At 57.4% G+C, this 19982-nt stretch carries 17 protein-coding genes; 9 read left to right on the top strand and 8 right to left on the bottom strand.

What is annotated here, in order from left to right:
• Positions 1-260 precede the first annotated feature (260 nt).
• Entirely contained in the window at positions 261-629 is a 369-nt protein-coding gene (locus tag HS103_06010) for a hypothetical protein (GenBank protein MBE7512353.1), read from the bottom strand.
• A 63-nt stretch (positions 630-692) separates the two neighbouring features.
• Here HS103_06010 and HS103_06005 point away from each other — a divergent pair, with 63 nt between their 5' ends.
• Positions 693-2420 carry a hypothetical protein gene (locus HS103_06005; GenBank protein ID MBE7512352.1) on the top strand — a complete coding sequence of 576 codons (1728 nt, stop codon included), beginning with the start codon at positions 693-695 and terminating at the stop codon, positions 2418-2420.
• 3 nt (positions 2421-2423) lie between these two features.
• Here the strand turns inward: HS103_06005 and HS103_06000 are convergent, their stop codons facing one another.
• A complete protein-coding gene (locus HS103_06000) occupies positions 2424-2948 on the bottom strand; it encodes a vitamin K epoxide reductase family protein (GenBank protein ID MBE7512351.1) in 525 nt (174 codons plus the stop codon).
• Between the two features lie 164 nt (positions 2949-3112).
• Here HS103_06000 and HS103_05995 point away from each other — a divergent pair, with 164 nt between their 5' ends.
• On the top strand, positions 3113-3781 hold the full coding sequence (locus HS103_05995; GenBank protein MBE7512350.1) for a PDZ domain-containing protein: 669 nt from the start codon (positions 3113-3115) through the stop codon (positions 3779-3781).
• A gap of 96 nt (positions 3782-3877) precedes the next feature.
• Here the strand turns inward: HS103_05995 and HS103_05990 are convergent, their stop codons facing one another.
• Positions 3878-4531: a YdcF family protein gene (locus HS103_05990; protein MBE7512349.1), complete on the bottom strand. Its 654-nt coding sequence runs from the start codon at positions 4529-4531 to the stop codon at positions 3878-3880.
• A gap of 60 nt (positions 4532-4591) precedes the next feature.
• On the opposite strand from HS103_05990, the gene ltaE reads away from it, so the two are divergent.
• The 5 genes from ltaE to HS103_05965 all read left to right on the top strand — a co-directional run bounded on the left by ltaE (position 4592) and on the right by HS103_05965 (position 11463).
• A complete protein-coding gene (gene ltaE / locus HS103_05985; protein ID MBE7512348.1) occupies positions 4592-5674 on the top strand; it encodes a low-specificity L-threonine aldolase in 1083 nt (360 codons plus the stop codon).
• 131 nt (positions 5675-5805) lie between these two features.
• Positions 5806-6903, top strand: a complete 1098-nt coding sequence (locus tag HS103_05980) for a class I fructose-bisphosphate aldolase (protein MBE7512347.1) — start codon at positions 5806-5808, stop codon at positions 6901-6903.
• Between the two features lie 63 nt (positions 6904-6966).
• Positions 6967-8667, top strand: a complete 1701-nt coding sequence (locus HS103_05975) for a hypothetical protein (GenBank protein MBE7512346.1) — start codon at positions 6967-6969, stop codon at positions 8665-8667.
• An 80-nt stretch (positions 8668-8747) separates the two neighbouring features.
• Entirely contained in the window at positions 8748-9908 is a 1161-nt protein-coding gene (locus tag HS103_05970; protein MBE7512345.1) for an SH3 domain-containing protein, read from the top strand.
• Positions 9909-10407: 499 nt separating this feature from the next.
• Positions 10408-11463 (top strand): hypothetical protein, encoded by a 1056-nt coding sequence (locus HS103_05965; protein MBE7512344.1) that lies wholly within the window; start codon positions 10408-10410, stop codon positions 11461-11463.
• Positions 11464-11594: 131 nt separating this feature from the next.
• On the opposite strand, the gene HS103_05960 is transcribed toward HS103_05965, so the two are convergent.
• Positions 11595-12878: a DUF3380 domain-containing protein gene (locus HS103_05960; GenBank protein MBE7512343.1), complete on the bottom strand. Its 1284-nt coding sequence runs from the start codon at positions 12876-12878 to the stop codon at positions 11595-11597.
• Positions 12879-12997: 119 nt separating this feature from the next.
• On the opposite strand from HS103_05960, the gene HS103_05955 reads away from it, so the two are divergent.
• Both HS103_05955 and arsM read left to right on the top strand, forming a co-directional pair.
• Positions 12998-13324, top strand: coding sequence for a winged helix-turn-helix transcriptional regulator (locus tag HS103_05955; GenBank protein ID MBE7512342.1), 327 nt, complete (start codon positions 12998-13000; stop codon positions 13322-13324).
• A 62-nt stretch (positions 13325-13386) separates the two neighbouring features.
• On the top strand, positions 13387-14178 hold the full coding sequence (gene arsM / locus HS103_05950) for an arsenite methyltransferase (GenBank protein MBE7512341.1): 792 nt from the start codon (positions 13387-13389) through the stop codon (positions 14176-14178).
• On the opposite strand, the gene HS103_05945 is transcribed toward arsM, so the two are convergent.
• The 4 genes from HS103_05945 to HS103_05930 form a co-directional block, all read right to left on the bottom strand.
• Positions 14159-15370, bottom strand: a complete 1212-nt coding sequence (locus tag HS103_05945) for a glycosyltransferase (protein MBE7512340.1) — start codon at positions 15368-15370, stop codon at positions 14159-14161. The two genes, arsM and HS103_05945, sit on opposite strands and share 20 nt — an antisense overlap.
• A gap of 58 nt (positions 15371-15428) precedes the next feature.
• Positions 15429-16697: an FAD-dependent oxidoreductase gene (locus HS103_05940; protein ID MBE7512339.1), complete on the bottom strand. Its 1269-nt coding sequence runs from the start codon at positions 16695-16697 to the stop codon at positions 15429-15431.
• Positions 16698-17156: 459 nt separating this feature from the next.
• Entirely contained in the window at positions 17157-18062 is a 906-nt protein-coding gene (locus tag HS103_05935; GenBank protein ID MBE7512338.1) for a hypothetical protein, read from the bottom strand.
• Positions 18059-19900, bottom strand: coding sequence for a response regulator (locus tag HS103_05930; protein ID MBE7512337.1), 1842 nt, complete (start codon positions 19898-19900; stop codon positions 18059-18061). Before HS103_05930 ends, HS103_05935 begins: the two co-directional genes overlap by 4 nt.
• Positions 19901-19982 lie beyond the last annotated feature (82 nt).

The following is a 19982-nucleotide window of genomic DNA, read 5'->3' as shown; positions in this document are numbered from 1 at the left end:
GTTTTATCTGACGTGCGTTGTGCGTTCAAACGAAATTCCCTACGATACGGCTCATAGGCGGCATTGTACCCTAGCGCCCGAAGAAACCCAAAGCCCAAGCTAAAGCGAAGGTGAGGACAAGAATGACAAGAAAGGTGAGCCATGCCCGCGCCCGCGCTGCAAAAAAGGGCGTACCATCAGGAGTGGGGTTGGGGGAGTCGGTCATCTTTGATAGCTCCAATGGGCGACGGCAACGAGTCGCCCGAACGACATAAGCGGCATCAGGCGGAAGGTAGTTTTGCCAGAAATGCTAAGGCATCCCCTTCACGGTCAAAGAAGTGGACGTTTGTCGCCCGCTGCGCCCGCGCCAAGCCGCTGATCATCATCCGCGTCATCATCCCCGCTCCCAGAAAAACAAGCTGATCGGTCTTGGGGTGTCCAATATCCGGGCGGCGGGCAATGCTGACCATATCAAGCGGCATGGATTTCGCCTTGCTGAGATCGAAAAAGAGATGCACCTTGTTCGGTTGGTTGTCTAACATGGTGTGAACGTCCCGCAGAGCGTCCCACATCTCCTTCAGACTCCAAGGATCGGTCACGATGAGGCGCATCACCGGGCTGGTTTCCATCATCAGTTTTTGGATAGGCATGACGGTTTATCCTCATTTTCACTAAATTGTACACCGCGCTTTCGGTTGGTACACTCTCCCCCCATGGAACTTGCCGTCTACCTTCGTCTATTCCGCCGCTGGCTGTGGTTGATTCTGATTGGCGTTGTGCTTGGGGTGGGCATTCGTTGGCTGACAATGCGTGCTGCCACACCACTTTACCAAGCCGCCACGACAATTCGCATTGGCTCATCGGGGGCATTGGCAAATCCAGGATCGTCCTTGATTACCACCGAATTTCAACTGGCGCAGACCTACGCTGTCCTTGCCAAAACCTACCCCGTGTTAGAGGCGACGGTAAACACGCTCAAACTGCCTATTCCCGCTGAAAAACTGCGCGATCTGTTCACAACGGCGGTTATCCCCCAAACGGCGCTCCTCACGCTTACCGTCACCTATACCGATGCCGCCCTCTGCGCCGCCATTGCTGACGAACTGGCGCGGCAGTTGATCCGCAACAGTCCGACAAATCTCACTGAAGATCAACAACGGCAAGTGTCCCTTCTGCAAGACGAGATCAGCAGCGCGAGTGAGCAGTTAAGGAAATCGCGGGCGAACCTTGCCGAGGTGGAAAGCAAACTCAACGTCGATCTCCCTGAGGCGGATCAAACGCGCCTAAACCGCGAACGTGCCGATCTGATCGCGCAAATTAACACCGTGCAGAGCAACCTTGCCCAACTGACGAACACCCTGGCATTGATCCAACAAGAGGGAACAGCAAACGTCCTGACTGTTGTTGAACGCGCTCGCCCGCCCCAAGCACCGGTAGAGACGGGCGGTCTGGGCAGCTTGATTTTCGCTGGCATGATTGGGGGAACGTTGGCAGCGGGAGCGGCGTATCTGCTGGAAACGCTCAATGACACGATCCGCCTTCCTTCGGAGGTGACAGGGTTGGCAGGTGGGATACCGCTGCTAGGGGCGATTCCCTCCTTTGGGCGGCGGGGGACATACCGCGACAAGTTGATCGCCCTAGAGCAGCCGCACAGCGCCGCGGCTGAAAGCTACCGAGCGCTTCGGGTGAATTTAATCTTCACCGAGGGAGAGGCAGCGAATCGTCCGGCTGTTTATGTGATCAGCAGCCCCAACCCCGAAGAAGGCAAGAGCGTTACCGCCGCCAACCTTGCTGTTTCCTTTGCCAATGCCGGACTGCGCGTTCTGCTGATTGATGCCGATTTGCGCCGCCCCACGCAGCACGCCATTTTTGGCATTGCCAATGAGGTCGGCTTGTCCAGCGCCTTAAGCCGCCGCTTTCTGGCACGAGTAGCCGAATCGGCAAAAGCTACCGCCGATCCAGAAGATACGCTCGATCTCACTGCCGTTGATCTCTCCAGCGTCTTGGATGCCGCCTATATTCGGGCATTGGTGGAAAGCCTTGCCAGCCCTACCGCTATTGCGGGTTTGGATGTGATCACGGCGGGGCGCATTCGGGCGACCTCCTCAGAATTGTTAAGTTCCCCTCCGGCGCAAGCGATGGTACGGGCGATTGTTGGTTCAGAACGACACCATGTGGTCATTCTGGATGCGCCCCCCGCCCTCACCATCTCGGATGCGGGCGTGTTGGCAAATGTGACGGAAGGGCGCATTCTTCTTGTGGTAGAAGCGGGGCGAACACGGCGCGGGGCGCTGACGAAAACGGCGGGAAACTTACGCAGTATCGGCGTCCGGTTGGCAGGGGTTGTTGTCAACCGCTTGCACAAACGAGACGCCGAAACGGATTACAGTTACGCGGGCTATGCTCCCTATGGGATGAACGCTCCAACGGAGAGTCGGTGAGGGTTACGCCTCCCCGTCCTCAAGGGCGTCTTCTGGGGCACCCTGCCACAAACGCGCCAACGAAACACCAAAAAGGATGGTCATGGTGATGGCACTCACCACGCACCATTGACACCATTCGTAAAGAACGAACGCCTCGATTGCCGTCAGGTACATGCTGAACAGAAACCCGAAAAAGGTCATCCCGACGAGGATTAGCCCTCCCCAACGCTGCAAAAACGGCACGCGCCGCTCAAGAATCAAGGTGGCAAGGATGGTCAGATAGCCAGCAAAGCCTAGATACCCGACGTAAATCCCCCCTTTGCCGCCCTCGCTTGGCGGGAAACTGGCGTAATAGGAGGCGTTCACCACCTCGCAATTGCTGACGCCCTCCACGCATGCGATCTCCGTTCCGGTGGCATGGGTGTAACTGAGATAGCCCGCCACAAACAAGCCCAGAATGGCGAGGGCAAGGCTAATCTGGCGGAGGCGATCTCTCGGTTGGGTGGTCATGGGACTGCTAGGCGCAGGGAGGGTATTTGTTGTCATGATAAACCTTAATTCATTGCTTCGTATTCTGTGAACCCTGTCCGGCATTATAATTCCGCTGTCCTGAGCAGATCAAGAAAAAATCTCATGAGAGGGGAGGGGTGGTGTACAATTTGTAGCGAGATCCCATAAACTCTAAACGTCAGAAAAGAAGGACAATCACGATGTTGACGACTCGTTTCCTCCGTTGGAGCGCCGCCCTGTTATTCGCCGTTGTCTTTGCCGTAAGCAGCCTCACCGCTGCGGCAAGCCCCAATCCCCAATCCAGCCCCACCCCTACTGCCGCCCCCCCCACCGGTGGGGCAACCATCGCCGCCAGCCCCACCCCTACCGCCGCTGCTCCCACCACCAGCGGGGCAACCATCGCCGCCAGCCCCACCCCTACGGCGACTGCGAGCGCCGTTGAACCACGTTTCCCGCCTTGCCCCGACCCGGATGCCAAACCGATGTCCACTGCCGCTTCAACGGCGGAAAGCACCGCCGAGGCAACCCCAGAAGGAACAAACGCACCCACCATCGCGGCGGATTTTCAACCGGGCTATCTTGGTGTGCGCGGGGAAGATGTTGCCAACTGCGGGACAAAAGTCTTAGAGGTTGTCGCGGATAGTCCAGCGGCGAAGGCGGGCATCGCGGTGGATGATGTGATCGTCGCCGTCGATAACCTCCCCCTCGGTGGGGTCGATGCACTGCGCGGCTATGTGACGACGAAAGCCGCCGAAACATCCCTTGAGATCGTTTTGCAGCGGGGGGGCAAAGAGATGGTTGTGAAGGTGACGCTTGGCAAACGCCCAACAATCACGCCGCCGACGGTTGCCGCCACAGCGACGAAGTAATCCTGTGTCCCTAACGGGTAACCTCCTCCGCACCGTAGGGACGCCCCCTGGGGCGTCCTTGCCTATGATCCATGCCTGGCAGTATGAGATGCAGCCCTAAAAATTTGTGATTGGCAAGCCCAAGAGGGTTTTAAAGACATACCAGCCCGCTGCTGCCACTTCCCGAAGGGTGTTAGAGAGCGCCGTCCGCCAATGAAGTCCCCCACTGGTGACCTGTGCCGGACTGGAGACAACGCTGATCCCTTGCGCCCGAAAGAGCATCTCTGCCCGCCAGAGATGGTAGGAATCACTGACTAAGAGCGCAGTCTGCCAGCCCTGCTGCGCCATAATCGGCTTTGATTCAAGGGCGTTTTCTTCTGTGCTGAGGCTCTTTTCTTCAAGGAAGATTGCCGAGGCGGGAACGCCGAACGCCTCCAACCGTTGTTGACAGGCACGCGCTTCGCTATTCGGGTGGCGGTCTGTATAGCCGCCCGTGCAGAGGATTGCCGGGGCAAGCCCCTGCTTATACAGGGCGAGGGCGTGATCAATACGCCGGATGTGGCTAGGAGAGGGCGCACCGGAAGGACGAGTCCCCGCGCCGAGGACGATGATCACCGCAGCGGGGGCGGCGCGGTCTACCTGCCCATAACTGTAAATGTAGAGCGCGAACCCAAGCGGAAGAAGGATCAGCGCAACCAAGCCAATGATGATCCCGCGCTGCCAAGATCGGCGGCGTTTTGCGCTGTCGTTTGCTATTCGGACTGTTCCCAAAAGGCGTGAACCTCGTTAGAATCTGACCATGCTTCGATGATAGGACAAAGCCACTTTCTTATGGACACAATTGATCTCCGCTCCGACACTGTGAGCCACCCAACCCCTGCCATGCGCGAGGCAATGGCAGCCGCCGTTGTCGGTGATGATGTTTACGACGAAGACCCCACCGTCAATGCCCTTCAAGACTATGCCGCTGATGTGCTTGGCAAAGAGGCGGCGCTGTTCGTCGCCAGCGGCACACAGGGCAACCTTGTCTCTATTTTGGCACACTGCGGGCGCGGCGACGAACTGATCGTCGGCAAGAGCGCCCATATTTTCCAATGGGAAGCGGGCGGATCGTCGGTGCTTGGGGGCGTCAGCATGAGCCAAGTCCCTGTGCAGCCAGATGGCACACTTCGCCTAGAGGATATTCAAGCAAGCCTGCGCGATGCCACGAACGTTCATCAACCACTCACCCGCCTGATTTGCCTCGAAAACACACAAGGGGGTGTGGGCGGCGTACCGATTAGCGCTGAGTACACGCAAAAGGTTGCCGATTTTGCCCATGCACGGGGGTTGAAACTCCATATTGATGGGGCGCGTCTGTTCAACGCAGCGGCGGCACTGAATGTTCACCCCCGCGATCTGGTGAAGGGCGCTGATTCAATTCAGATTTGCCTGAGCAAAGGGCTTGCCGCACCGGTGGGGTCGTTGGTCGTTGGCTCGCGGGAGTTCATCCAACGGGCGTACCGGATGCGTAAATTGGTGGGCGGGGCAATGCGCCAGGTGGGAGTTGTGGCGGCGGCGGGGCTGATCGCCTTGCGGGACATGCGCCAGCGCCTCGATGAAGATCACGTTCATGCGCAGCTTTTGGCAGAGGCGTTAGCCCTTGCGCCGGGAATTACGGTGCATCCCGTCCACCAGCGAACGAACATGGTCTTTTTCTCAATTCCAGAGACGATGGACAGTGCCGCCTTCCGCGCCGCCATGAAAGCACAGGGGATTATCCTCAGCGGGGGACCGCATTTTCGACTGGTCACCCATGTGTGGATCACGAAAGACCGCGCCCTGTTTGCGGCGGCGGCAATCCGTCACTATATGGAGAAACATGCCCCGCTGACAACAAAAGGGACGATGCTTGAGGGACAAACAGCGTATTAAGGGCGCGTGGCGGTGGGACACTCCCCCACGCCCACCCACCGCCCCGCCACCCCTCTGGTGAAATTCACGGCACAGCACGCTATACTTGCTTGGTACACAATCAAGACAATCCTTCCGAAAGGATTCAAGCTATGGCACTCGCTGTTCACAGCCAAGACTACACCATTGACCGGATCGCCGAATCGCTCGGTGATAAAGCCGATTATTATCTGAATCACAGCAGCCAGACGATCAGCAAAGAGACCCTTTACCTCCCCGGCGGCGATTTTATTGATCGCGTCTGGGCGGCATCGAACCGCAGCCCGCAAGTCCTGCGCAGCTTGCAGCAGATGTTCGATCATGGACGTTTGGGCGGGACGGGCTACCTCTCTATCCTCCCCGTTGATCAGGGCATTGAACATTCCGCCGGAGCGTCATTCGCTAAGAATCCCGCCTACTTTGATCCCGAAAACATCGTCAAACTGGCGATTGAGGGCGGCTGTAATGCTGTTGCTTCAACCTTTGGGGTGTTGGCATCGGTGGCGCGGAAGTATGCGCACAAAATTCCCTTCATGGTCAAAATCAACCACAACGAACTGCTCACCTACCCAAACAAAGCCGAGCAAATCCTTTTTGGGACGGTGCGCGACGCATGGAATATGGGCGCTGTCTCCGTTGGGGCAACGGTCTACTTTGGGTCGGCGGACGCCACGCGGGAGATTGTGGAAGTGGCGCAGGCGTTCGCCCTCGCGCACGAGTTGGGTCTGGCAACCGTCCTCTGGTGTTACACCCGTAACAGCGCCTTCAAAGTGGACGGCGTGAATCATGAGACCTCCGCCGACCTCACCGCACAGGCAAACCACCTCGGCGTGACGATCCAAGCCGATATCATCAAGCAAAAACTGCCCACCCAAAATGGCGGCTTCAAGGCGCTCAACAGCGGCAATTCCAGCTATGGCAAACTGGATGAGCGGATGTACACAAAGTTGGCGAGCGACCACCCCATCGACCTCACCCGCTATCAGGTGGCGAACTGCTACATGGGGCGGGCGGGTTTGATCAATTCCGGCGGGGCAAGCGGCGCAAACGACTTCGAGGAAGCAATCCTCACGGCAGTGGTGAACAAACGCGCCGGCGGGATGGGGTTGATCAGCGGGCGGAAGGCATTCCAACGCCCGATGGACGAGGGTGCGTCCCTGCTGCGGGCGATTCAGGATGTCTATTTGTGTTCGGAAGTGACCGTCGCCTAACAAAAATTGGTGATGGTTGGGGTGCGATTTAACGTTGGCATTGTTCAGGAGAGGGATTCCACCATGCGCGTGGTACGGATTGGGTTGGCGCTGGTCGTCGCACTGGCTGTTGGTAGTTCAATTGGGTCGCTCCCGCCGGCACGTTTGGCGGCAGCACAAAGCGGCGACGCCTGCACCGTGTTGGCAGCAAGTCTGATCACACGCATCAACGCAGATTGTCAGAACCTCGGTGCGGGGAGCATCTGTACGGCGGGCGGTGACATTCCGATGATGTTAGCGGATGCCGCAGAATTCGGCGCGGGCGCTCTGGATATAACCAATGGAGAATGGTCGATTCACCGCTTCAATATCCCGCTTACTGAAGATGCCGATGCGCCGAGCATCTACGGGGCGCTCTTTGGCAAGGCAACGCTCACCCGCCTCGATGATCCCGCCCGTCTCACGGTGACGACGCTGCCCGTGCAGACCTATGACGAACTCGCCGTCCTGCTGCGGACGGGGGCAAGCACGAACTTTCCCCAAGTGACGCGCCTGCAATGGAAGGACGAAGGGCAAGCCGACGCCCGCAACGCGAATGGTTCATGGGTGCGCGTCCGCTTTCAGGATATGGTCGGTTGGGGACGGGTGGAGTCGCTGAACATCACCGGAGATGTGATGTCCCTACCCATTTTGCCCGATACCGATCTGCTGCCTCTGCATCTGTTCCCCATGCCCTTCCAAGCGGTGACGCTGAACAGTGCTGAGGAAAGCCCCTGTGTAAATGCTGGATCGGGCTTGCTGCTCCAGACGACGAACGCCGCGCCCGCCGCCATGCTGATCAACGGCGTTGCCGTGACGCTCAGCGGGGGGGCGGAGACCGAAGGCGGGACAGTGGCGCTGTTGAAAGGCATTGCAAAGGGGAGTTTAGAGATTTACACGCTGGCAGGCGAAGTGACCCTCAAAGCATTGGGCAAGGCGGAGACTGTTCCAGCGGGGCAATTTACCCGTGTTCGGTTGGGCGGGGCGGATGGCATGATTGCTATTGCCCCGCCGCGCATCCCCGATAACTACAGTTTCGAGAGCATCGCTGGCGCGCCGATTGATGTGCTGCCCAACCCCGCCCCGTGCTATGTTGGCGTGGTGCGCGGGGATGCCCGTGCCAGTGTCCATGCCCTGCCGGGGGATACACGGGCGCTGGTCTATCTCAATCCGGCGCTCAGTTATCCCATTGTGGGGCAGTGGACCGACGCAGCCGGGGCGCTGTGGTGGCGAATGAACGAGAAAGCCGAGCGCTGGATTGAGGCAGCGACAGTACGGGCGGCGGGGGCGTGTGCGGCAGTGGCAAAGGCTGAGCCAAGCGCGACAACCGCCGCCCGCCCCGCCGGAGGTGATAATTCGGGCGGAAACAGCGGAGCAAGCGGCGGTGTTCCCGGTGGGGGCGGGTTTGCGCCCTCGGCAAAGACGGTCTGGAACGTTGAGGTCAGCAACGATCAAATGGTGGGGACGTGTGGAGGTGGAGCGTTGAATTACTGCGCTCACCTTGCTGCCATCACCCCAAGCGGGTCGAACCTGACATGGAAAGGGCAAGAACTGAAGGTCTATACGCTGCGCCGTGTCCGCGAAAACGTTTATAGTTACGCGGGGCGGAACGGCTTGAACGATGGGAATGTAGAGATGGTCATGGTCTTTAACAGCCCCACGACGTTCACCATGAACCTGACGACGGTCTATGATCGGGAGAGCGCCTGCCAACACATTCATACCTTCACAGGGGCGATTCGTTGAAATAGTCTAAGGTGAAGTAGACACGCCCTTTGGGCGTCCTCCACACGTTCGATTAGCTTGAGATGGGGTTTTATATCGGTATGGTTCGCAAATTCACTTTGTTCATGCTCACGGTGGTCTTGATTCTCACCGTCCTACCGGCGGGGATCGCCGCCGCACAAGAGCCACACGCTTGGACAACCGTCGATACGAATGTCCGCGTTTCGCCCACCACACAGGGTGCCGTGATCACGACGCTCAAAACAGAGACCGCCGTCTTTATTGATGGGCGGAATAACAACAACGGCTGGATTTTGATCCATACAGCGGATGGCGTGCGCGGGTGGGCATTCGCCCGCTTGTTTCGTTACGCGGCGGGCGTGTTTGTCAGCAACTTCCCCGAAAGCAGCGAGACGTTCACGCCGCCGGCGGCTGCCGATCCCGTCGTTGAGCCATCCGGTCCGCTGCCCTCCGGTGTCGGGGCGCTGAACGCCCCCAACGTCCCCAAGATCACCCCCGCCATTCGCACGGCGATGCGGGCGATCATGGCGAAGGGGAAGGATTTGGGAAACAATTTCCGCGTTTTTTCAAAGGTGGGCGATTGCCAAACCGATCACCACAGTTTCCTCAAACCGATTGGGTGGGGGCAGTACAATTTGGGGCAGTATGGCTACCTTCAAGAAGTGATCAACTACTTCATGGTGCAGCCGCGTCCAGACGCCAACAACCCTTTTGATCTTCAGAGTGTCGCCAGTAACAACGGCTTTAACTCAAGTGCCGTCATGCAGCCGGAGTTCGCCGCTCCCTATTGCAACGCCGGAGAACAGCCGCTTGATTGCGAATATCGTCTGAACAAGCCCGGGATCGCTATCATCATGTTTGGCACATCCGATGTGCTGGTCATGCTCCCAGAGCAGTTCGATAAGTTCATGCGCCTTGTGGTCAAGAAAACGCTTGACGCGGGAATCATCCCGATCCTCAGCACCTTCCCCGAAAATCCGGCAGTGGCGGAAAAATCGCGCCAGTTCAACAAGATTGTCTTGGCGATTGGAAAACGCTATAACGTGCCAGTGATGAACCTTGCCGACGCCGTGCGTGGGCTGCCAAACAATGGGTTGGAGCCAGACGGAATCCACCTGACGAACCCGCCGAGCGACAATGCCGGCGTCATTGATGAGGCAAATCTACAATACGGCTTCACCGTCCGCAACCTCTTGGTTTTGCAGACTCTCGATGCCGTGTGGCGGGGAATTTTGAACTAGGCTCTGTTAACATTAGGGTCTGTTGGCGTTTTGGGTTCAGAACCCCTAAACCCCTGCCCCCTTCCTCCGTAAACAGGGGAAGGTGGGTAGGGCGCGGACGCTCCAGGGGGTGTCCCTACGGGGCTGGATAGGCTTAGCCTCACAGGGGTATTCCCTTTCACATACCCATGAATCTTCTCTCTGAATTCTCCTGACCTGTTGACAGCCTTCAAAGAGTCATGTTATCATGACTCTCGTTATCGTTTTGCCGTTTACCCAAACCGTTCGGAGAAAAGGAGACGCACGAATGCAAGTCAAACCTTCTGCCTCTGTTGAGGCGGCGTTGCTGCGTGAATCTCTGGAGACGGTTAGGGGCTGCGGATAGGTCATTTCCCACCCGCCTTTCCCCCGTCAGCCAACACAGTAGGATTCCCGCAGACAAGCGCCGCGCAGACGCCCCTTTATCGGTTTCGCGTTCATTCGGCTTGCTGTTCATTTATCTTGTCTGGAGAACCCTATCGTGTCGCCTATACACACGACTCACGACGATTCCAATCTTTCCGCCAACGATTCACACGAGGATACGACCTTCGATACCTTTGATGAGTATGAGCGTACCTTTGATCCGCTGACCACAGACCGCCGCGCCCGCCGCCAGCGCAAACCCAAAGTGAAGCACACCCCCAAACGCCCCGCTGAGGAGGTGATCCATTCGATTGCTGAGACGGAAGGCTTGGAATCAGGCTTTAACACGACCTATACGCCCGGGTTGTTTGAAGAGGGCTGGCTTTTGGAGGCGCTCCGTCCGTTCTATGAACAAGCGCTGATCAGCGACGTATTGGCGCGGGTGAAGGGCGGCAAAGAGGCGAACGTCTATCGCTGTCAGGGACACCCCTCCACCGGTGTGGATTTGCTGGCGGTAAAAGTCTACCGCCCGCGCATGTTCCGCAACCTGCGGAACGACAAAATGTACCGTGAAGGTCGCGCCCTGCTGAACGACAATGGTCACGCCATCAAAGCAAATGAGCATCGTCTGATGCGTGCCATTGGCAAAAAGACGGCGTTTGGCGAACAAGTTGCCCACACCTCGTGGCTGATGTACGAGTACATCACACTGGAAACGCTCTACAAAGCGGGGGCAGCCGTCCCCAAACCCTATCGGGTTGCCGAGAACGCCATTTTGATGGGCTACTGCGGTGATGCCTTTAGTGCTGCGCCCGCGCTTAGCGAGACGACGCTGGACTACGAGGAAGCCCTCGCCCTTTTTGATGTTGTCTTGGAAAACGTGACGATCATGCTCAAACACGGGCTGATTCACGGCGATCTGTCGGCGTACAACATCCTTTACTGGAGTGGGGCGATCACCTTGATCGACTTTCCACAAGTGACTTATGCGCAGAGCAACCCGAATGCCAAATTCATTTTGGAACGGGATGTGCAGCGCGTTTGCGATTACTTTGCCGCCTGTGGGGTGGAACGTGACGCGGCAGCCATCACCGGACAGTTGTGGCAGAACTACGGCGAAAAGCCATACCGTGACCAACTGGCAGATTTATCGCGCTTGGAAGAGGAGTAACCTTCTCCTAGAGGTTGCGCCGCTTTGCTCCGGTGCTTTTGCGCTCGGCTGAGATCAGCAGAAAGCACACCCTGATCTCAGCCCGGCGCTTTAGCGCCGGGAATACTGGGCAAACCGTGTGCGGGGTCACTCTACCGCGCCAGCGCGATCAGGCGGTTGTAGATCACGACGTGGTTTTGGATGATACTCGAATAGGTAGGTGCATTGCCCGACCCGTTGTAGATGCTGGCGAAGGTCAGGTAGTCCCGCCGCTGAAGTGCCACCAACGCCGGAGACGCCGCGCCCGTCCGCCGGACGAAATCAAAGACGCCGATCAGTTGGGCGTGGACGCTGTTTGAGAAGCGGTCAAACATATCTTGGACTTTTGTGTAGCCGAGGCTGGCGAAGTTGAAGCCCATGATTTGCGGCGCACCCATACTGATGCTGAGCATGGCGGCGGTATCAGCAAGGCGGCGGGCAAAACTAAAGACAAGCCATTCTTTTTCCTGATTCCCGTGAAATTCTTCAAAAGCCGCCGCCGGATTCGCCCGCCATTTATGCCCTCGAAATTGTGTTGCCAGATCGAAGGTGAAATGTTGATCAAAAAGCGCTTGGTTTTGCACGCCCCAATAGCGATAGAAAATATGATTCTCGAAGCGGATAATCATCCGGTTATTCGCGCCGAAGGCAAAGCCGCCGCTCTCGGCGGCGATCACGGCGACGACGGTATTCACCGGAATATTCAACATCTCTGCCATGACGCGCAACAGATTCCCATAGGTGTTCCACGTCCGCTCAATCACGGCGTCGCTGCTGTTTACCCGCTGCGGTGGGATTAATTCACGCGGCGCAAGTGGCAAGGACAGCAGATCAAGGTTGCTGATCAAAAAGCCCGGCTTTGTCGTGATCCCGCCCGGATTAGGCGTCGGCGTGGGGGTGGGGGTGGGGGTGGGGGTCGGGGTCGGGGCTGGATTCAGATTCACAAACTGAGCGGCAACGAATGCCTCCCGCCCATCATCGAGCCGAATCTTGAGCCATGTCCCCTGCTGTGCCACAAGATTCACCCGCGCCCCTTGCGGAAGGGTGAACAGCACAGCGGCATCAAGGCTTGGCGCAACACGGACATTGAGTCCGGTGGTCACTTGCCCTTGCCCGCTCAGCGGTTGGGAGGGGGCAGCGCTTGGTGTGCCGCCACCTGTGTTTCCACCCGTCCCCCCGGTGCCGCCGGGGAGTGAATCAACCAGCCGCAAAAAGACCCGCGAGACAAAGCCCTTCGTCCCGCTCGGAATCAGTTTGACCTCTAACCAGCCGAATCCGGCATCGCGCAGGATTTCCATTGCCGCATCGCGGGATAAGACCTGTACAATCTCGCTGTCTGTGGTGGGGCGGGCGCGGAGATTCAATTGGGTGGCGTTTACGATCCCAAACTGTGGCATGATCGATTCATCCTCTCTAAACATACATTCAGCGCATGTGAGCCTATCAACGAGTGTACAACACTTTCAAAAGGAACAGCCCCCTTGACATATCGAAATCAATCAATATAATTGAAGATATGAACGTTGATCCGATGTTGTTTGCCAAAGCGATTGCCGACGAGAACCGTCAGGCGATGATGAAGCTTCTCTGCTGCGCGACGCTGAACGTCACGGAGATTGTAGAGGGGCTTGGCGGGCGGCTAAGCCAGCCAACGGTGACCCACCACCTCCAAAAATTGGAGGAGGCAGGGCTTGTCGTTGTTCGGCAGGAGGGTCGCCACCGCTTTTACACCCTGAATCAGGAAGTGGTCACCTATTGTTGTGGGGTCTTAATGCGCAGCTTTGCTCCAAACTTTACCTCCACGTTTGCTGGCGGGACAATTTCCGTTGAGGATATTGGCTGAACGTTCAGCCCTTTTTTTACCTTAATATATCGACGTTCATCAATACATCAAGGAGACTCATTATGTCGGATGGAACAACAATCGACCCCAACGCCATTCGGGAATCGGTGAGCGCACGCTATGGCGCACTGGCGGAAAACCGTACCTCGAACGTGGTGGGGGCAGTCTGCTGCGGGGATGGGGCATGTTGTGCGGAGAATGGCTGTGGGTCGCCGCTTTATGGGGCAACCATGCTAGAGGGTGTGCCAAGCGAAGCCGTCCAAATGTCGCTTGGCTGTGGCGACCCGGTGGGCATTGCCTCGCTGCAAGCGGGGGAGACGGTCTTGGACTTGGGCAGCGGGGCGGGCATCGATTGTTTCCTCGCTGCCAAGCGCGTGGGGGAGACGGGCAAGGTGATCGGCGTCGATATGACCCCCGCCATGCTGACAAAGGCAAACGCGAACAAAGCGACGGCGGGTGTGAGCAATGTGGACTTTCGTTTAGGGACGATTGAAGCGCTGCCCGTAGCCGATGCCAGCGTTGATGTGATCCTCTCGAACTGTGTGATCAACCTCTCGCCGGAAAAGCCCGCTGTGTTTCGAGAGGCGTTCCGTGTTCTGAAATCAGGGGGGCGGGTTTCGATCAGCGATATTGTCACCGATGGGGAGTTCACCCCCGAACAGCGCCGCGACATGGATCAGTGGACGGCGTGCCTCACCGGGGCGATTGATGTGCAGGACTATACGCGGCTTATGGCAGAGGCGGGCTTTGTCGCTATTGAGGTGGTGGATAAGACCGACCCCGGAGCGCTCATTGATCGCAAGCCCGGAATGCCGCATATCTTCAGCGCTCGCATCACGGCGCGGAAGCCTTAAGCTCGGCAACGACTGCCAGCAGCCGATCCGCGATCCGCACCCATGAATAATCGGCGGCATCGCGGGCAGCCGCATCGCCTAATTTGGCGCGAAGATTGGGCTGTTCCAAAATCAGCCTGATCTTTGCCGCCAACGCCTCTGGTTCGCGGACGGGGACATGGTAGCCATTTTCCCCATCGCGGATGAGGAACGCCAACCCGCCCACATTGGAGGCGATCACGGGCGTCCCGCACGCCATTGCCTCCAGCGCCACCATCCCGAAACTTTCGTAGTCGGAGGGCATGATCAACGCCTCGGATGCCGCGTAATAGTGATTCAGGGTATCTTGATCCTTTGCCCCCAAAAAGACGACAACATCACGCAGATTCAACGACTGAGACAGCGCCTTAAGGCGATCCATCTCGGCATTTTCCCCGCTGGTGGTCGGGTCGCCGCCGATGATGCTTAGGCAGAGGTTTTCGGTGAGGGCGGGCGTTTCAGCCTTCAAGAGTGCCAGCGCCTCCAAGATCGTATCGACCCCCTTAAGCGGTTCGATGCGCCCGACAAAAAGTAGTAGGCGGGCATTCGGGGGAAGATTCAACGCCGCTTTTGCCCTCTCGTGTGGCATGGGGTGGAACTGTTCGGTGTTCACCCCCGGCGGGACGACAGCGATTTTCCGCCGTGAGGCATGGTAGAGCCAGAGCATTTGCGTCCGTTCGGCAGGGGTGGCGGCAATGACCCGATCTGCCCAACTCATAATGTCTGCCTCGCTGAAGGAGCGTAAGTCGGCGGGGCGATCTGTGCGACGATCCCCCTCTGTGGCGGTGATCCGCTCTTTCATCAAACCTAAGGTGTGGAACATCTGGATGAGGGGGACATGCCACGCCGAACGAAGGGCATGTCCGGCAACCCCACTGAGCCAATAATGGCTGTAGATCACATCGTAATGTGTGCCTTCGGTCTCGGCAAAGCGCAGAACGTTTGCGCTGAACTCAGGCAGATTCGGGTAGACCTGATCGGGGTCGAGCGGGGCATTGGAGCCCGCCGGAATATGGATCACACGGGCATTCTCGCCAAGTGGTTGATTCAGGTGGGGTAGGCAGGGGTCTTGGCGGCGGGTGAACACATCCACCGCGATTCCCCGCCGTCCAAACTCCCGCGAAAGTTCGCGGACATAGACGTTCATCCCGCCCGTCTTTTTCCCCCCAAGCACGGCGAGCGGGCAGGTATGGACGCTGAGCATGGCAACACGCGGTTGGTGGGTCACAGAGTTACCAACTGATTCCCAAATTCTTCGCTACGGTGACCCCCGATTGTAAGCCATCTTCGTGAAAGCCATTCCGACACCACGCCCCGCAAAAATGGACGCGGTTCGTCCCGTTGATCTCTGGGAGGCGTTTCTGGGCGTTGATCGCGGCGAAATCGTAAAGAGGGTGGTGGTAGGTGTACCGTCCGATCACGGCATCGGGCGCGATCTCACGCTGCGGGTTTACGGTGACGAAGTAATCGCGCTTTGCACCGAGCCCTTCAAGGTTTTGCAGCATGTTCATCCAATAGGTCATCGTCACTGGATAATCGTCCTCGCCTTGCTGGTAGAGCAGGTAATTCCACGATTCCCATGCCCGTTTGTTGTGAGGCATAAAGCGCGGGTCGGTGTGCAGCACAACCTCGTTGGGTTGGTACTTAATATTCCCCAACACATCCTGTTCGGCGGGGGAGGCATCCGCCAACATCCGCAACGCCTGATCGGAGTGGGTGGCAAGGACGATCTGATCTGCCTCACATTCGCTCCCATCGCGCAGTTTGACGACAACACCTGTCGCCGTGCGGCGGACTGCCTCCGCTCCATTGTTGAGGCTGATCCGATCTCGGAAGGATGCGGTCAGTTTTTCGGCGTACACCTTGCTCCCACCTATGACGCTTTTCCAACGGATGCGTTCTGAGCCAAGCATCCCGTGATTGCGGAAAAATGTAAACAGGGACTGCGCCGGATAGTCCGCCGTGAACTTGTAAGGAGATGACCAGATCGCGCTGGTGGCGGGGATGATGAATTCCCGAATCAGGAAGGGCGAATAACGTTTTTCACGGACAAACTGTCCGAGCGTGTGATTGGCATAAGCGGGATCGTTGTGGGCGGCGTTTGCCTCACGGTTGAAGCGAAAGTAGTCGATGATGAAGCGCCAAAAGCGCGGGTTGATCAGGTTGCGGCGCTGGGCAAAGGTGTTGTTCAGTGTCTTGCTGCCATACTCAAAGCCATTCGTTTGGTCGGAGACGGAAAAGGACATCCATGTAAGCTGGCTAGGGACGCCCAGTTCATCAAAAAGGCGGACAAGACCGGGATACGCAGGCGGGTTAAAAACGATAAATCCGGTGTCAATGGGGATGTCCCGATCCCCTTCGCGGGCGATCTTCGTCGCCGTGTGTCCGCCAATGTAATCATTCTGCTCAAAGACGAAAATATCATGGTGAGGGTTCAGGAGATACGCCGCCACCATGCCAGCGATCCCCGTGCCGATAACGATCACACGCTGTCGCACCATGCTGCCTACTTTCTGGTGATAAGACCCGATGGGATTTTAGCATACACGCCTACATCCCCCACCATGTAGGCGTGTTAGACCCTATCCGTACAGGAATGATTCCCCCTCTCTCACCTACGCTGAGGAGAGGATAGGGGGAGTGAGGGCGTTTTTGAACTAGGGTCTAGGTTCTGGTGATCGTGTAATTCTCGTAGGGCGCAAGGTCTTGCGCCCATCCCCCTGCGTGAGCGCCCGCCGCTAAAGCAGCGGGCTGAAGGCAGCCACCCCTTCGGGGCTTGGAAAGCCTAATCCCCACCCCGTCAACAGAGAGAGGGAATGAATTCTTCCCCTCTCCTCGCTTGCGTGGGAGAGGGGCTAGGGGTGAGGGGTTCTGACCCAAAAACCTCAACAGACCCTAGTGTGTGTAGGCATCTGGCTATATTGCTTGTGGCGAGAGGGTGGGCGAGGCTGTCTACATGTCTACAGGGCATACCACAAGCCAGGACCAACCACGTGTCCAAGCCCTCGGATATGTTTCTCGCTGGTCTGGTAATAGGCTTTCAGGGCAGCCATATCCTCATCCGTGTAGTGGGCATCATCTTCTGGTCCTGCCCAACGGAGAAAGAGGTGATCGTAGAGGATGCGCCGCGCCTGAAGTTCGGAGAGATCGAGTGCCAAATGATTTAGGACATAAATATCCGTCTTGCCGTTATCGAGGAGGGGCGGCAAGATGCTGCCCACCCGCAGCCAGCCAGCCATGATAAGTATGTCGATCTGTTCGGGTCCTTCGGGGAAACAGGCGCGGCGGAGCGCTTCTTCAGTGGGCATCTTCTGATTGGCGGCGTGGTGCATCAGCGTGCGGGCAATGGCTTCCTCGGCAAACGTGCCAGCGGTAAAGCCAAAGAGTATCATACGCTCACCCTCTGGCGTTGTTTCCCGCAGGGTCTCGGCAAGGGATTCAAGGTCTTCACAGACGGGCGCCGCGTTGGGGGCAAGATCGTAATCCCCATAAAGACGGGCGCGAATGCCAAGACGCTCATACAAGTCGCAAAATGCTCCCGTCAGCAGCAGAGCGCGGCAAGCGCCTACGGCCATCTTCAAATAGCGCTCACTGCGTCGAAAATTCGGCGGGTAGAGGATTGCCGAAAGGATAGTTTTGACGCCGAGGCGGTAAAGGGACTCGTAAACGGCAACATGACTCGCCGCTGAGTACTGCGTATAGGCATCGAAGTCGGTGATTTCCCTTTGATTGGTTTCTAGCAAGTAGTGGCGGCGTGTCCCATCAATAGAGAGCATCACCGCCACCTGGCGCGGAGTAACCATTGCTGCAATCGCCTCCGAGGGCGCGGCAAGCCATTCATCTAGGGTGGGGATGGTGCTGGTCATGTGTCAGTGACCCCACGATTGACCACCGAATCGACACAGGAAATAAGGCTGTGAAGTTCAAACGGCTTTTCCAGAAAACCATGAAAGCCATGCGTCTCAATTTGGGCTGATGTATGCCGATCTACATAAGCAGTGGTTGCCACAATGGGCAGCCCGGGGCGCAGTTCGTGCATCCGTCGCACCGCCTGATACCCGCTCATGCCCGGAAGTCTGAGGTCGAGGATCACCACATCGGGACGATTGTGTTCAAGGTAATGTAAAGCGTCCTCGGCAGACTCGACACAATCGACCTGATGATTGTCATCCGACAGACACGTGTCCACAATCAGATGGTAGCTGCGGTTATCCTCTACATAAAGAATGGTGATCGGCTTGCTCTCGTTCACCTTGATTTTGGCGCAGCGCTGCCGCAGCCAACGTTCCAGTGGGGGAACGTAAAAGAGGGAGCGTCCGATCCATAAGGCGCTGTAATCGGGATCATGACTGTTGAGAAAGTCTACCCCCCGTGCCAATGCCTTTGTAACGCGCATATGCTCTAAGAGTTTCGCCTCTCGAAGCGCCTCTAGCGCCAAAAGCGCATAACAGGTTTCTTCGGAGGTGGCGCTGTAAAACCCCCACCCGCCAGAGGGAAGCTGCTGGTTGAGGAAAATCTCGCCCGCGTTCACCGCCAGTTTTTGGGCGGTGGGGTGATGGAGCGGGGCGAACAAACGCCCAATCTCACCGAGGGTGTAGTAAGGCGAGACGTGCCATTTGCAGCGAGGAAAGCCATTCGTTTCCACCATTTCGCCCGCGATCCAATCGAGGATGGCTGGCGTGTGAGGGTTTTCTGCCCACGCCGCTACTGCATGGACATTCGTTGTTACGGCGGGCGTCCGTTCATGGCGAAAGGTGAGGTAATGATCGCACTCAAACATATCCTCTAAGGCACCCATGATTGCCGCCCGTTCTTCGGTGGGAAGGTTCAGGGCGATCACTGCGCCAGAGGTTGTATCCACATCGCCCGGGAAGGTCGAATTCCCCGCTGTCGAGATCAGCTTGCCATAGGGTTGAAGGGCGCGACGCAGTACGGCGACAGGTTCTATATCAGGGATTGCCTCTCGCGCTGGATCGTTGAATAACAGCAGCCACGCGGTGGCGAAATGCGGGGCTTGGTCTAATGTCCCCATCTGCCCTAAGAAGGGATTCATGTTTTGGACGTAAAGCCGCAGCCGCTCTAATGAGGGGTTTGTGAAGCCTAAAGCATCGCAGGCAAGCAAGAAAAAGACTGATGAACTGGGCGAATTGCTCAGCGAGCCATTTTCCACCTGAAAGTGGCAGAGCAAGCGGGGGAGATCGATCCGTTCGCGCAGGGTGTAGACCCATTCGCCAAAGAAGCCCGCCAGCGAGATGGCTGGATCATAGAATAGATCAAGGGTGATTAGTTTGGTCCACTTTAGGCGGTCATAATCGATATCTTTTTGGACTTCCGGGGGGTGGCTCACGCGCAGCCCTAATTCCGCCTCGGCATAGGCATCCAGCGCCGCAATTTGCCCGCCAAAGTTGATCGTCCAATTGGAGGGGAAGCTGGTCGGAATAGTGGGCAGGCGTTGGAGCGCCTTCTCTGCATGGTGGCGCTCTCCGCCAACATAGAGGGCGAGAGCAGCGGCGTAGGTGCAAAGGTAGAGGTATTGCCACGAGAAGGCATCGCCCCATGTTCCGTCACTGTTTTCATATTTCAGCAGCCAGCGAAGGGCAAGAGTGCGCTGCTGCCCATTATAGAGAGCAGCAGCCGCAATGTCATAAGCGGAGGGTGAGAGGTGGTCTGGGTCGTTTAGCGCACACTCTAAGGAATAGGTCATCAGATGGTGCGGGTGCTGTGGTGTTCAACCGGCAACAGTCCGCATCTCCTTTCTTCTCAGATTATTCGTGTGTTCAGCGCCC

The organism is Anaerolineales bacterium (genome assembly GCA_015075625.1).
Taxonomy (GTDB): Bacteria; Chloroflexota; Anaerolineae; order Aggregatilineales; family UBA2796; genus UBA2796.
Note: the sequence above shows the minus strand (reverse complement) of the source record. Positions and strands in the feature narration are given on the sequence as shown.